The organism is Salinisphaera sp. RV14, assembly GCF_052044135.1.
Lineage (GTDB): Bacteria > Pseudomonadota > Gammaproteobacteria > Nevskiales > Salinisphaeraceae > Salinisphaera.
Genome location: NZ_JBQDYF010000001.1, coordinates 218,495 through 230,743, shown reverse-complemented (window position 1 = coordinate 230,743; position 12,249 = coordinate 218,495). Strand labels below are relative to the sequence as shown.

12 protein-coding genes are annotated in these 12,249 nt (G+C 65.8%); 5 read left to right on the top strand and 7 right to left on the bottom strand.

Annotation, left to right across the window (positions count from 1 at the left end; all coding sequences use genetic code 11):
• The first annotated feature begins 18 nt into the window (after nucleotides 1-18).
• From ACS8Y6_RS01045 to ACS8Y6_RS01030, 4 genes are all read left to right on the top strand, one after another.
• Nucleotides 19-495: a TspO/MBR family protein gene (locus ACS8Y6_RS01045; protein ID WP_440848630.1), complete on the top strand. Its 477-nt coding sequence runs from the start codon at nucleotides 19-21 to the stop codon at nucleotides 493-495.
• A 169-nt stretch (nucleotides 496-664) separates the two neighbouring features.
• A complete protein-coding gene (locus ACS8Y6_RS01040) occupies nucleotides 665-1,552 on the top strand; it encodes an SDR family oxidoreductase (protein ID WP_440848631.1) in 888 nt (295 codons plus the stop codon).
• Nucleotides 1,553-1,700: 148 nt separating this feature from the next.
• Nucleotides 1,701-2,174, top strand: a complete 474-nt coding sequence (gene greB / locus ACS8Y6_RS01035; RefSeq protein ID WP_440848632.1) for a transcription elongation factor GreB — start codon at nucleotides 1,701-1,703, stop codon at nucleotides 2,172-2,174.
• A gap of 37 nt (nucleotides 2,175-2,211) precedes the next feature.
• On the top strand, nucleotides 2,212-3,471 hold the full coding sequence (locus ACS8Y6_RS01030) for an MFS transporter (protein WP_440854824.1): 1,260 nt from the start codon (nucleotides 2,212-2,214) through the stop codon (nucleotides 3,469-3,471).
• Nucleotides 3,472-3,477: 6 nt separating this feature from the next.
• On the opposite strand, the gene ACS8Y6_RS01025 is transcribed toward ACS8Y6_RS01030, so the two are convergent.
• The 6 genes from ACS8Y6_RS01025 to ACS8Y6_RS01000 form a co-directional block, all read right to left on the bottom strand.
• Nucleotides 3,478-4,497 (bottom strand): efflux RND transporter periplasmic adaptor subunit, encoded by a 1,020-nt coding sequence (locus tag ACS8Y6_RS01025; protein WP_440848634.1) that lies wholly within the window; start codon nucleotides 4,495-4,497, stop codon nucleotides 3,478-3,480.
• 41 nt (nucleotides 4,498-4,538) lie between these two features.
• Nucleotides 4,539-4,742, bottom strand: a complete 204-nt coding sequence (locus ACS8Y6_RS01020; protein ID WP_440848635.1) for a DUF1656 domain-containing protein — start codon at nucleotides 4,740-4,742, stop codon at nucleotides 4,539-4,541.
• Nucleotides 4,732-6,840 carry an FUSC family protein gene (locus tag ACS8Y6_RS01015; RefSeq protein WP_440848636.1) on the bottom strand — a complete coding sequence of 703 codons (2,109 nt, stop codon included), beginning with the start codon at nucleotides 6,838-6,840 and terminating at the stop codon, nucleotides 4,732-4,734. Before ACS8Y6_RS01015 ends, ACS8Y6_RS01020 begins: the two co-directional genes overlap by 11 nt.
• A gap of 322 nt (nucleotides 6,841-7,162) precedes the next feature.
• Nucleotides 7,163-8,347: an acetyl-CoA C-acetyltransferase gene (locus ACS8Y6_RS01010; protein WP_440848637.1), complete on the bottom strand. Its 1,185-nt coding sequence runs from the start codon at nucleotides 8,345-8,347 to the stop codon at nucleotides 7,163-7,165.
• Between the two features lie 135 nt (nucleotides 8,348-8,482).
• Nucleotides 8,483-10,438, bottom strand: coding sequence for an acetate--CoA ligase (gene acs, locus ACS8Y6_RS01005; RefSeq protein ID WP_440848638.1), 1,956 nt, complete (start codon nucleotides 10,436-10,438; stop codon nucleotides 8,483-8,485).
• 140 nt (nucleotides 10,439-10,578) lie between these two features.
• A complete protein-coding gene (locus tag ACS8Y6_RS01000; protein WP_440848639.1) occupies nucleotides 10,579-11,076 on the bottom strand; it encodes a CC0125/CC1285 family lipoprotein in 498 nt (165 codons plus the stop codon).
• Between the two features lie 160 nt (nucleotides 11,077-11,236).
• Here ACS8Y6_RS01000 and ACS8Y6_RS00995 point away from each other — a divergent pair, with 160 nt between their 5' ends.
• Nucleotides 11,237-11,665, top strand: coding sequence for an organic hydroperoxide resistance protein (locus ACS8Y6_RS00995; RefSeq protein WP_440848640.1), 429 nt, complete (start codon nucleotides 11,237-11,239; stop codon nucleotides 11,663-11,665).
• A 153-nt stretch (nucleotides 11,666-11,818) separates the two neighbouring features.
• On the opposite strand, the gene ACS8Y6_RS00990 is transcribed toward ACS8Y6_RS00995, so the two are convergent.
• A complete protein-coding gene (locus tag ACS8Y6_RS00990) occupies nucleotides 11,819-12,196 on the bottom strand; it encodes a hypothetical protein (protein WP_440848641.1) in 378 nt (125 codons plus the stop codon).
• Between the last annotated feature and the right edge of the window lie 53 nt (nucleotides 12,197-12,249).

The window sequence follows — 12,249 nt, the reverse complement described above, 5'->3', positions numbered from 1 at the left end:
CCGCCAGAGGAGCTTGCCATGACCGCATCGCCCGCCGAACGGCGCTTCAACCCCACGCGGGCCGCAGCCGTGTGCGGCATCCTGGTCGCGCTGACCTCGCTGTCCGGCGCGCTGGCGCCGCCCGGCGACTGGTACATCGCCCTCGATCAGCCGCCGGGCACGCCGCCGAATGCGGCCTTCCCTATCGTCTGGACACTGCTGTACATCGCCATGGCCGTGGCCGCCTGGCGCGTGTGGCGCGCCCGCGGACTCGGCCGTGAACTGGGTCTGTTCGTGCTCCAGCTTGCACTCAACGCGCTGTGGATGCCCGTCGCCTTCGGCGCACACGCGCTGGGCTGGGCGCTGCTCGTGATCGTTGTGCTATGGCTGGCGATCGCGGCGACCACGGCGGCGTTCTGGCGCGCCGACCGCCTCTCCGGGCTGTTGTTCGCCGTGTATCTCGCCTGGGCCAGCTATGCGCTGTATCTCAACGCCGGCCTGGTCTGGCTGAACTGAGCCATGGGTTTTCGGGGCGAACAAAGCCTCTGGGGCCGGCGCTATCGCTGGCTGATGCGCACCGGGCGCATGGCGCCAAGCGGATGCCGCCGTGGCTGGCCGAATATGCAATGCATCCGGCACGAGCGCGGAAATTGACACCAATCCCATCGACCATTCGGAGGAGACTATGGCCGAATTGAATCCCCCCGCCGCGCCCAGTCTGGCGGGCAAGACGCTGTTCATCACGGGCGCCTCGCGCGGCATCGGGCTGGCCATCGCCAGGCGCGCCGCGGCCGACGGCGCCAACGTCGCGATCGCCGCCAAGACCGACAAGCCACATCCCAAGCTGCCCGGCACCGTGCATACCGCCGCCGCCGAGATCGAATCCGCGGGTGGCCATGCCCTGCCCATCGTCTGCGATATTCGCGACGAGAATGCGATCGAGGCGGCTGTGCGCGCAACCGCCGAGCATTTCGGCGGCATCGATATCTGCGTGAACAACGCCAGCGCCATTTCACTGACCCAGACAACGGACACGCCGGCCAAGCGCTACGACCTCATGCACCAGATCAACGGCCGCGGCACGTTTCTGGTCAGCCAGGCCTGTATTCCCTATCTGCGGCAGGCGGAAAACCCGCATGTGCTCAACCTCTCGCCGCCGCTGGATTTTCAGCCCAAGTGGTTCGCCCCGCACGTCGCCTATTCGATGGCCAAATACAACATGAGTCTGTGCGTGCTGGGCATGGCCGAGGAATTCCGCGACGACGGCATTGCCTTCAACGCCCTGTGGCCGCGTACCGGCATCGCCACCGCCGCCATCGACCTCATCGGCGGCGAGGAACTGCGCCAGCACTGCCGCATACCGGATATCGTGGCCGACGCGGCGCACGTCATCCTCACCCGGCCGGCACGTGAATTCACCGGCCAATTCTGTATGGACGACCGGATCCTGGCCGAAGCGGGCGTGACCGATTTCTCGGTCTATGCGGTCGACCCGAGCCAGGAACTCTGGCCGGACTTCTTCGTGCCGGACGATCTGCCGCCGCCGCCCGGCTCGATGGGCGGGGCTGCCTGAAGCACGCCATCCCACACGGGCCAGCGCCCGCAGCGGCCGTTTACATCCGCTTCGCAGCCCGTGGGCGCTCGACGATATGGCCTCGGTGCAGCGCTGACCCGTATTGCGTCCTGGTTTATGCTGCGCCTGTTTTACCGACGGACCCGACATGGCCAAGCGCGACTACATCACCCGTGAAGGCTGGCAGGCCCTGGCCGACGAGCTCGATCACCTCTGGCGCGTGAAACGCCCGTTCGTGGTGCGCAAGCTGGCGGATGCCGCGGCCGAGGGCGATCGCTCGGAAAACGCCGAGTACATCTACCGCAAGAAGGAACTGCGCGAGATCGACCGGCGCGTGCGCTATCTGGGCAAACGGGTCGACGAACTGACCGCGGTTTCGCCGCGAGCCGACAGCCCGGACCAGGTCTTCTTCGGGGCCTGGGTCGATGTGGTCGATGCCGACGACTCGCGGCATTGTTATCGCATCGTCGGCGCGGACGAAACGAATGCCGCCACCGGCGCAATCAGCCTGCATTCGCCGGTCGCACGGGCCCTGCTCGGCAAGCGCACCGGCGACGTGGTCGAAGTGCAACTGCCGGACTCGCGTCGCGAACTGGAAATCGAAGCCATCCGCTACAGCTGAGGCGCAGCCCACTGGACTATGCAACAATCCCGCGCTCATGCGTGGCGCGTTGACTCCGGCGGCCGATAGCGTTCTGCGCGATCCGGCCTTTCTCAAACTGCTGACCAGCCGGCTGACGGCGGCCACCGCGGTGCAGATCCAGTCTGTGGTGGTGGGCTGGCAGCTTTACGCCATGACCCACAGTGCGCTGACGCTGGGCTGGGTGGGGCTCGCCCAGTTTCTGCCGATGGCCGCGCTCGTACTGCCGGCCGGCGATGCCGCCGACCGCCTGCCGCGGCGCCTGCTGCTGATCGCCAGTGCCGCGATCATGACGCTGGTCTCGCTGATCTTCCTCGTACTCACGCTGTCCGGCACCCGGTCGCCCATCGGCTTTTTCGCAACGCTGGCGCTGTTCGGTGTCGCCCGGTCATTTTCGGGGCCGAGCCTGACCTCGCTGTTGCCGCAAATCGTGGGGGAAGCACACTTGCCCAAGGCGATCGCGATCAATTCGTCCGTTTTCCAGATCGCCGTCATCGGCGGGCCGGCCATCGGCGGCGCCATCTATCTGGCCGGGCCCAGCGTCGCCTATGCGGCATGCGCGACCCTGTTCGGGGTTGCCGCCGCTTCGGTGGCGCGGATCCGCCGCCCGCTGCCGGCCAAGGCCGACACCACGACCCAGAGCGCCTTCGCCCGGTTTACCGCGGGCATCGTTTACGTGCGTTCCCGGCCAATCATTCTCGGCGCCATCTCGCTGGATCTGTTTGCCGTGCTGCTGGGCGGCGCCACCGCCCTGCTACCGGTCTACGCCCACTCGATTCTGCATACCGGCCCGGCCGGCCTCGGCGCCCTGCGCAGCGCGGTGGCCGTGGGGGCGTTCGCCATGGGCCTGTATCTGAGCCGGGTATCGCTGAACCGCCGCGCAGGACCGACCATGTTCGTCGCTGTGGCCGTATTCGGTCTGGGGACGATCGTGTTCGGCTTGTCCACCCACTTCGCCCTGTCGTTCGCGGCGCTGGTCATCATGGGCGCGGCCGACATGATCAGCATGTTCGTGCGCTCGTCACTCATCCAACTGGCCACACCCGATGCCATGCGCGGCCGGGTCAACGCCGTGAACATGCTGTTCATCGGGGCCTCGAATGAGCTCGGCGAATTCGAATCCGGGGTCACCGCCGGTCTGCTGGGCACCGTACCGGCCGTGGTACTCGGCGGCCTGGGCACGCTCGCGGTGGTCGGCGGCTGGCTGTGGATGTTCCCGGCACTGCGCCGCGTCGATCGGCTCGAGGACGTCGGCCGCGCACCTGTCGACACCGGCTGAGCGGCGTCAGTGGTTGCCGGCGCCGTTCGCCCCGGCGGACGACGATGATCGCCCGGCGTGATCTTCGTCGCCGAACTGCCCGCGCCGGGCCGGCGACCAGCGCAGGTTGCCCTTGTGCGCGGAGGCCGCATAGCCGCCGGTGTCGCCGGCCTTGGGGTGAACATGCACGGTCGCGGTCAGGCCCACGGACAATGGCAGCTTCTGCGGCGGCCGGTCGAAGGCGATAGCCACGGGCACACGCTGGGCCAGGCGTACCCATTGAAATGTGGGGCTCACGTTGGGCAGATTGCGCTCGCCCGGCGCATTGTTGCCGACCGCAATGCCGCGGCCAATACTTGCGACATGCCCCTTGAGATGGGTATCGCCGGCCATGAGCGTGATATCGGCCGGGTCGCCGACCGCAATCTTCGCCAGCTTGGTTTCTTCGAAATAAGCGGTGACACGGAAGGTTTCGGCGTCGACCAGGGTCATCGCCGATGACCCCTGGGAGGCGTAGTCGCCCTGGTCGAGCAGCAGATGCGTGACATAGCCGTTGACCGGTGAACGCACCGCAGCCCATTGCAGATTCTGTTTCGCCTGCGCGAGTTTGGCCTTGGCCTGGGCAACCGAAGCGCGGGCGGATTCGGCATTCGACTGCGCCTGCTGCAGATTCTGCGTCGACACGCCGCCCGGCGGCAGTTTTTCGAGCCGACGGGCCTTGCGCTGCGCATAATGTTCCTGGGCCCGCGCCTGGGCCAGCGAGGCCCGGGCTTCGGCCACTGCGTGCTTGAACCGTATCGGCTGAATCTTGAACAGCAATTGTCCCTTGCGGACATAGCTGTTGTCGGCCACCGCGACATCGGTCACCGTGCCGGACACCTCGGGTGCGATATTGATGACGTCAGCCTGTACCCGCGCATCACGGGTCCAGGGCGCATAGACGTAGTGCTGCCAGGCGAACCAGCCCAGCACACCTGCGATTGCCACGACCACGAGCGTGGCAGCCACCCGCGCCGTTGTTTTCAGAATATTCTTGGGATTGGCCATCAACTCACCAGGACTTCACGAAATCATACGCACGACCACGCTCAGGGGCCGAACCAGAGCAGGAGGCAGGACAACAGGATCACGAACACGGCCGCACCGGCCAGCGCGGGATGCCAGAACAGACGATAGAGATGCAGGCGCTGGGCGAACCAGCGCAGGATGAAATACACCACACCGGTTACGGCCAGAAACCCCAGGAAGACGGGCAGGTAGATGCCGCCGATGGTTATCGTTTCAGGTAACACGATCGGCCTCCCCGAGGCGAATACGCCGCCCCTCGGTATTCTCGCGCGCCTGCCCGTAATCGGCCAGTGCGGCAGCCATCAGCTCGGCCGAGACCGAGGCCCGAACGCCGTAGCGCATACGCTTGCGCGGCGAGAAGGTCAGCGCCTCATCGAGCAGCCGCCGGGCCAGTCGATTGGCCTCGCCCTGCATTTCGAACACTCGTTCGACGCGCGGGTAACCCCGCTTGAACAACGATTCGAGCCCCACGAGTGCATCATGGATGGCGGCCCGGGTATGGCCACTGAAACCGGCGCGATCGGCCAGTACCCGCAGCGAGCGGGCCTCGACACCCATGTTGACCGCGGCGAAGGCCGCCTGGCGGGCAGAGACATGAAATTCGCCCTGATCCGCCGCCGTTGGCAGTTTGACCAGCCGATCATAGACCCGGGTCTCGAAGCGTTCACGGGACTCGGCGAACCCGGCCGCCAGTTCACCGAATATGCCCGCCAGTCGCGCACGCAACAGCTGCCTCGGATCGACCGGCAGCACCAGCGCGAACGCCACGAGCGCCAGAATGACCGCCAGCTCGGCGCCCAGAAACGTCTCCAGGAAACCGACGAATGTCTGGCGGCTGCCGTCGTTGGCGGGATGCACGAATAGTGCAAACTGCACCAGGGCCACCCGGCCGATCAGCGCGGTGGGCGGATTGACCATTGCCAGCCCTGCGACGAATACACAGGGCATCAACACCAGCATCAGCATGGCGAAGCTGTTCGCTGGCGGCAGGAACACGAAATTCACGAAAAAAGCGGCCCCCCCGGCAACAAGCCCGCCGATGCCGAAACCACGCGCGCCGCCGGCCGGATCGTCCATCAGCGCGAACAGCGTCGTCAGCACCGACAGCAGCACCATGGTCCCGGCCAGTGCCGGCTCGTCGTGCGTCGCCCAGATCGCCGCGCCCGAGCCCATGGCCGCGATCGCCCGGATCGTGACCTTGACCGATTCCCCGATCGGGTTGGCGGTCGAGAACTCGCTGCGACGGGATGCGTTGCGCGCGCCGGCACCGCGTTCGGCAATCAGCATGCCGTGCTTGATCACCGCGGCACGCATGCGGTTGGCCATATCGAGCGCGCGACTGAGTACCACCCAGTCGACCAACGAGCGCTCCCGGTGTCCCCCGTCGCCGTTGAGGCGGGCATCGGCGAGTACATCGTTGTACGCCTTGCCGAAGGCACGCTTGATGGCGCGCGTGTCGCCTGGATCGGCCTCCAGTAATGCCGCAGCTCGATCGAGCGCCGCGAGGGGACGCCGGTCAACCGCGGATCCGAGCTTGGCGAGATATACCTGCAGCGAGGCCATGGCGCTGACAATCGACAGCAACTCATAATCCAGACGTCGTGCCAGCCGGTTGTATTCACCGAAGCCGGGCGCGTCGAAACGCGCGTACTGGCGCGTTTGCTCGAGCTTGAGCGTCTTTTCCACCAACGCATGCAACTGCGGGTGCGGCGTATTCGGGTTGCTGTCGCCATCGACTTCGTCCGGGGGACGATCGAGCTCGCGGAACTGTCGCCCGATCGCCTTGAGCGCATCCACACGGGCCTCGAAATACTTCCGCGCGGTTACGCTCGGGGCCAGCACCACGCTCACGAACGCCGCCACCACCGCCGCCAACGCGGTTTCGGACGAACGCGCCACCGCCACCGAAAACACCGTGGTCGGATCCGACATCGCACGTACGCCGATGATCACCGCCACATAGCCCGCCAGCACGAAGCCGTAGGACAGGTTATTGCGGAACAGGCTGGCACAGAACACCATCGCCGACACCCAGGCGACCAGCGCGACCGAGAACAGCGTGTAACTCTGGGCGAACAGCGCGATCAGCAGGATCGCGACACAGGCGGCCACGAAGGTACCGGCCAGACGCGCAAAGCCGCGCACGACCAGAAAGCCCGGCAAGGGCTGAATGAGGATCGCGACATTGATGAACGCCCAGTAGGCGTTATCCAGTTCGAGATAGAACGCCAGCCACAGCGACAGCGCCACCGAGACGCAGCAGCGTATAGCGAAGGATATGTTTTCTCCGCTGGGCGCGAACAACCAGGCCAGGCGCGACATGCCCGCCATTATCCGTTGCACAATGCATTCAGGCCACCCCGGACTTGCACGTCGCCGGCATCCCGGCCCATCGGCCCGGGAATATACGCTCGCCAAAAAAATACCGGCCGGCGCATGTGCGCCGGCCGGAAGCCGCGATTACGCGGGCGATCGTGGGAAAGACAAGCGCGCACGCATTGGAGGAGAACAACACGACGCAAGATCACCCGCGCAGTACAACTGTTGCAAGCTCGGTGCCAACATCGGTGCGCCGGCCGGCATGGCGGCCGGGATTTCGCCAGACCCATGATTGGCTTTGTCTACGCCAACACCGCGCTTGCGTTCACGGGCGCTCGATAGCCAGCGCAACACCCTGCCCGCCCCCCACACAAAGAGTCGCGAGGCCACGCCGCGCTTCGCGTTTGCCCATTTCGTGCACCAGGGTCACCAGAATGCGGCATCCGGATGCACCAACCGGGTGCCCGAGCGCAATTGCGCCGCCATTGACGTTGACCCGATCGAGCGGCCATTGCATCTGCCGGTTCACGGCGATGGCCTGGGCCGCGAACGCTTCGTTGGCTTCGATCAGATCGAGATCGCGCACCGACCAACCCGCGCGTTGCAGACAGGCCTGGCTGGCCGCCACCGGGCCGATCCCCATCAAGGCGGGGTCCACGCCCGCCGTGGCATAGCCGGCGATCCGCGCCAAGGGCGTCAGACCGAGTTGGCGACAACGTGCCGCCGTGGTGACCACCACCAGCGCAGCGCCGTCGTTCAAGCCCGACGCATTGCCGGCCGTGACTGTACCGTCGCGCTGGAACGCCGGCTTGAGGCCGGCCAGGCTTTCGGCGGTCACGCCCGGCCGCGGGCCCTCGTCGCGAGCGAAGGCGATCGGATCGCCCCCCTTCTGCGCCACCGCGACCGGCAGGATCTCGTCCTCGAACCGGCCGTGCTTGGCCGCCTGTTCCGCGCGTTGTTGCGAGGCCGCGGCGAACTCGTCCTGCTCGGCGCGCGCGATCCGATACTTGTTGGCCACATTCTCCGCCGTGCGGCCCATGTGGTAGTCGTAGAACGCATCCCACAGTCCGTCATGGATCATGCTGTCCTGCATCGGCCACTCGCCCAGCCGGCGCCCGCGACGCGAGCCCGGCAGCAGATGCGGTGCCTGACTCATCGACTCCTGCCCGCCGGCGATCACCACACGGGCGTCACCGAGCGCGATCATTCGGGCTGCTTCGATGACGGCCGACAGCCCGCTGCCGCAAACGCGGTTGAGTGTCGCCGCCGGAACACGGTCGGGCAGGCCGGCGTGGCGCGCCGCCTGGCGCGCCGGATTCTGACCGCAACCGGCGGTCAACACTTGACCGAGCACGACCTCATCGATTACATCGGGATCGATCGCGTGGCGGGACAGCGTATCGCGGATAAGTGCGGCCCCGAGCCGGCTTGCCGGCAACTCTGCCAATGTACCGGACAACCGGCCGATCGCCGTACGCTGCGCGGCGGCGATGACCACATCGTTAGCCATGTTTGGATTCCTTGAACGCCGGAGGCCGGCATCATGATGGTGCACTGCAGCATCAGGCTAGCAAAAAAAAGGCCGGCACCGGCGGGCGCTACGCGCCTCGGCCGGCCCGGCCGCCCCCTAACCCGACCCCGGAGGTCAGGCCCCCCGGGCTTGTAGCTGCTCGAGAATCTGCGGATTCTCGAGCGTCGAAACGTCCTGCGTAACCTCGTCCCCGCGCGCGACCGAGCGCAACAGGCGGCGCATGATCTTGCCGGAACGCGTCTTGGGCAGCCCGTCGGCAAACCGGATCTCTTCCGGTTTGGCGATGGCACCCAATTGCTCTGCCACCCAGTTACGCAAATCCGATGCCAACTGCTCGCTTCCCTCGCCGCTCTTGAGGATCACGAACGCGACGATGGCCTCGCCCTTGACGTCATGCGGGCGCGAAACCACGGCGGCTTCGGCCACTTGCCCATGGGCGACGAGGGCAGACTCGACTTCCATCGTACCGAGACGGTGCCCGGAAATATTCACGACGTCGTCCATGCGTCCCAGAATACGGAAATAGCCCTGCTCGTCGCGCTGTGCGGAATCGCCGGCGACGTAGGTATGGGCATCGTACATGCCGAAGTAAGTCTCCTTGTAGCGCTCCGGGTCGCCCCAGATGGTGCGCAACATGTACGGCCAGGGTTTCTTGACCACCAGCACCCCGCCGGCCCCGGCATCGTTCACCGGCTTGCCGGCTTCATCCAGGATATCGGCCGCGATACCCGGCAGCGCGTGCGTCACCGAGCCCGGCTTGGTGGGCGTGTAGGACGGGATCGGCGTAATCATGTGACCACCGGTCTCGGTCTGCCACCAGGTGTCGACGATCGGGCAGCGATCATGGCCGATCATCTTGCGGTACCACATCCAGGCTTCCGGGTTGATCGGCTCGCCGACCGTGCCCAGCACCTTGAGGCTGTCCAGCGCATGACGCTGCGGGAATTCATCCCCGTGCTTCATCAGCGCGCGGATCGCGGTCGGCGCGGTGTAGAAGATGGTGACCTGATGGGTGTCGACCATTTTCCAGAACCGATCGGCTTCCGGGTAAGTCGGCACGCCTTCGAACATGACCTGGGTTGCGCCGCAGGCCGTCGGGCCATAGGTGATGTAGGTGTGTCCGGTGATCCAGCCGACATCGGCGGTGCACCAGAACACATCGTCGTCGCCCAGGTCGAACACCCAGCGGCAGGTACAGATCGCGCCCAGCAGATACCCGCCGGTGGAGTGCTGGATGCCCTTGGGTTTACCGGTGGAGCCCGAGGTATAGAGAATGAACAACGGGTGCTCCGCGTTCACCCATTCCGGCTCGCACGTCTCGGACTGGCCGTCAATGGCGTCGTGCCACCACAGGTCGCGGCCCGAGGTCATGGTTACCTCGGTGCCCGAGCGTTTGAGCACGATAACCTTTTCGATCGAAGCGCCGCCCTGGGACAGTGCCTTGTCGGCCACGTCCTTGAGCGGGATCAGCTTGCCGCCACGATAGTTGCCATCGGCGGTGATGAGCATCTTGGCCTCGGCGTCGTCGATGCGGTCGCGCAGCGACGGCGCGGAGAACCCGCCGAAGACCACCGAGTGGATCGCGCCGATCCGGGCGCAGGCCAGCATGGCGATCGCCGCCTGCGGCACGTTGGGCAGATAAATGACCGCCCGGTCGCCCTTGCCCAGACCATTGGCCTTGAGCGCGTTGGCGAAACGGCAGACCCGCGCATGCAGCTCGCGATAGCTGATGTGCTCGACCTCGCCGTCGTCGGATTCGAAAATGATCGCGGTCTTGTCGCCGCGGCTTTCCAGATGCCGGTCGAGACAGTTGTAGGACACATTGAGCTCGCCGTCGGCGAACCACTTGAAAAACGGCGCATTGCTGGCATCCAGGGTCTGGCTGAACGGCTTGTGCCAGTCGATCTGCCGGCGCGCCTGATCGGCCCAGAAGCCCTCGTGGTCCTCCTCGGCTGCGCGATACAGCGCCTCGACATCAGCTGGCTTGAGCGTCGCCTGATCGACGAACGCACGGGGCGGTTCGAACACGCGATCTTCGCGCAGAACCGATTCGATCTTGCTGTCAGTCATCGGATCCATTCATGTCGGTATGTTTAGGCCAGCATACGGAATCCCCCGCGGGGCATGCATCAGACGATAGCCTTATGGCCGCAAGGCACGGCAACCGGCCGGTCCGGCGCGGCCCGTCCGGACGACGATACAGCGATCGCTTATCGCCGCCGGGCCGCCACTTCGGGCGCGAGGTTCTGCTTGACCTGTCGCGCGTCGTAGACGTCGGGCCCCTGATCGGGCACATTCGGGCCGATCTGGATCTGCAGCACGCATTCATAGCGTGTGCGGCTCACACTGCCGGTGCTGTAACCGATGCCGGTGCCCCAGAACGGATAGCCCCAGCCATAGCCCACCGCGGCGGTGGGGCCAAAATCATTGTTCTCGGTAATCGGCGATGTCTGTTGCGATACCACGCGGAAATGGTCATCGCCGTGCGATAATGCCAGGTCGGCGGCCCGGAACAGGGCAAAGTTCTCGACTGTTTCACGGGCCGTGCCGTCATCACCGGCAAAGCTGACGCGATAATGCTGGGCCGTGAGCTTGGTATCACGGTAACCGAAATCGCCGGGCGCGGGCGCGGGCCGATAGACCGGCCCGGAAGCACAGCCGGCAAGCAGAGCGACCAGAGCGGTCAGCCAGAGGAAACGCGTCTTCATGATGCTCATATCGTGGTGCCGGCTGCGGATTTCGGTGCGGCGCGCGGTTGATTCTAGCTTAAGACCACAGGGCGCGCCGGATGTTCATGGGTCACTTCTAGTTGCGCGCAACATAACGTCGTGACAATCTCACGGCTTCATTTTAGCCCCAAGGCCCCCCATGGCAGTCGACAAGATTCTTTATGAGGCCGAAGCCACCGCAACCGGCGGCCGGGACGGCCGCGCGGCGAGTTCGGACCCGGTGCTGGACGTGAAACTGTCGACGCCGAAGGAGCTCGGCGGCGCCGGCGGCGACGGCACCAATCCGGAGCAACTGTTCGCAGCAGGTTATTCAGCGTGCTTCATCGGCGCGATGAAGGTCGTCGCCGGCCAACAGAAGATCAAGCTGCCCGAGGACCACAGGGTCACCGGACACGTGGGTATCGGCCCGTCGGGCGACGCCTTCGGTATCGCGGTAACCCTCGATGTCTCGCTGCCCGGACTGGAACAACACACGGCCGACGACCTGGTGGCCAAGGCACATCGGGTCTGCCCCTATTCCAACGCCACCCGCGGCAACATCGAGGTCACGCTCAACGTCAGCGTCTAGCAGCGTAAATGCGCGCCCGGCAGGGCGCACCGATGAACCGCCGGGCGACGGTGGACGACCGCAAAGCCGCATGGGGCGAAAAAGCGTCGGCGCCGGGCGATACGCCGGCGTTCCGGGGCCCTGTGTTCGCCATTATGGTCGGCGGCCCGGCCTTCAGTGCGTATCGCGCGCCGGACGGCCGAGTTCGTAGAGCGCCGAGATGGCCAGCACCAGCGGCATGACCGCCGTGAGCATGATAACGAGTGCGCCGATATTGGCGATCCAGATGGCGTGACCGATGCCGATCACGTCCACACAAAGCACCAGCGCCGCCAGCACGATCATGGCCCAGCGCGCCGCCGCCAGGCGTCGAAAAATCCCCAGGCCGCCGATGAAGGCAATCGCGCCCACCCCGACCATCGCCGCAAGGAAGACATTGTTGAGTGGCACGTCCGGCGGGTCGAACCAGAACATGAACCCGCTGATGGCCGTCATCGCACCCACGGTGCAGAACACCAGCCCGAATATGCGGTGAAGCAGGACGCTGTTCATGGCGCGACAACGCGCACAACCGCGCGGTGCGGCGGCACGGTCACGGCGGGCAA

Coding starts and splice junctions, on each gene's coding strand:
- ACS8Y6_RS01045 (WP_440848630.1), top strand. CDS start 19: ATGACCGCATCGCCCGCCGAACGGCGCTTCAACCCCACGCGGGCCGCA.
- ACS8Y6_RS01040 (WP_440848631.1), top strand. CDS start 665: ATGGCCGAATTGAATCCCCCCGCCGCGCCCAGTCTGGCGGGCAAGACG.
- greB (WP_440848632.1), top strand. CDS start 1,701: ATGGCCAAGCGCGACTACATCACCCGTGAAGGCTGGCAGGCCCTGGCC.
- ACS8Y6_RS01030 (WP_440854824.1), top strand. CDS start 2,212: ATGCGTGGCGCGTTGACTCCGGCGGCCGATAGCGTTCTGCGCGATCCG.
- ACS8Y6_RS01025 (WP_440848634.1), bottom strand. CDS start 4,497: ATGGCCAATCCCAAGAATATTCTGAAAACAACGGCGCGGGTGGCTGCC.
- ACS8Y6_RS01015 (WP_440848636.1), bottom strand. CDS start 6,840: ATGTCGCGCCTGGCCTGGTTGTTCGCGCCCAGCGGAGAAAACATATCC.
- ACS8Y6_RS01010 (WP_440848637.1), bottom strand. CDS start 8,347: ATGGCTAACGATGTGGTCATCGCCGCCGCGCAGCGTACGGCGATCGGC.
- acs (WP_440848638.1), bottom strand. CDS start 10,438: ATGACTGACAGCAAGATCGAATCGGTTCTGCGCGAAGATCGCGTGTTC.
- ACS8Y6_RS01000 (WP_440848639.1), bottom strand. CDS start 11,076: ATGAAGACGCGTTTCCTCTGGCTGACCGCTCTGGTCGCTCTGCTTGCC.
- ACS8Y6_RS00995 (WP_440848640.1), top strand. CDS start 11,237: ATGGCAGTCGACAAGATTCTTTATGAGGCCGAAGCCACCGCAACCGGC.
- ACS8Y6_RS00990 (WP_440848641.1), bottom strand. CDS start 12,196: ATGAACAGCGTCCTGCTTCACCGCATATTCGGGCTGGTGTTCTGCACC.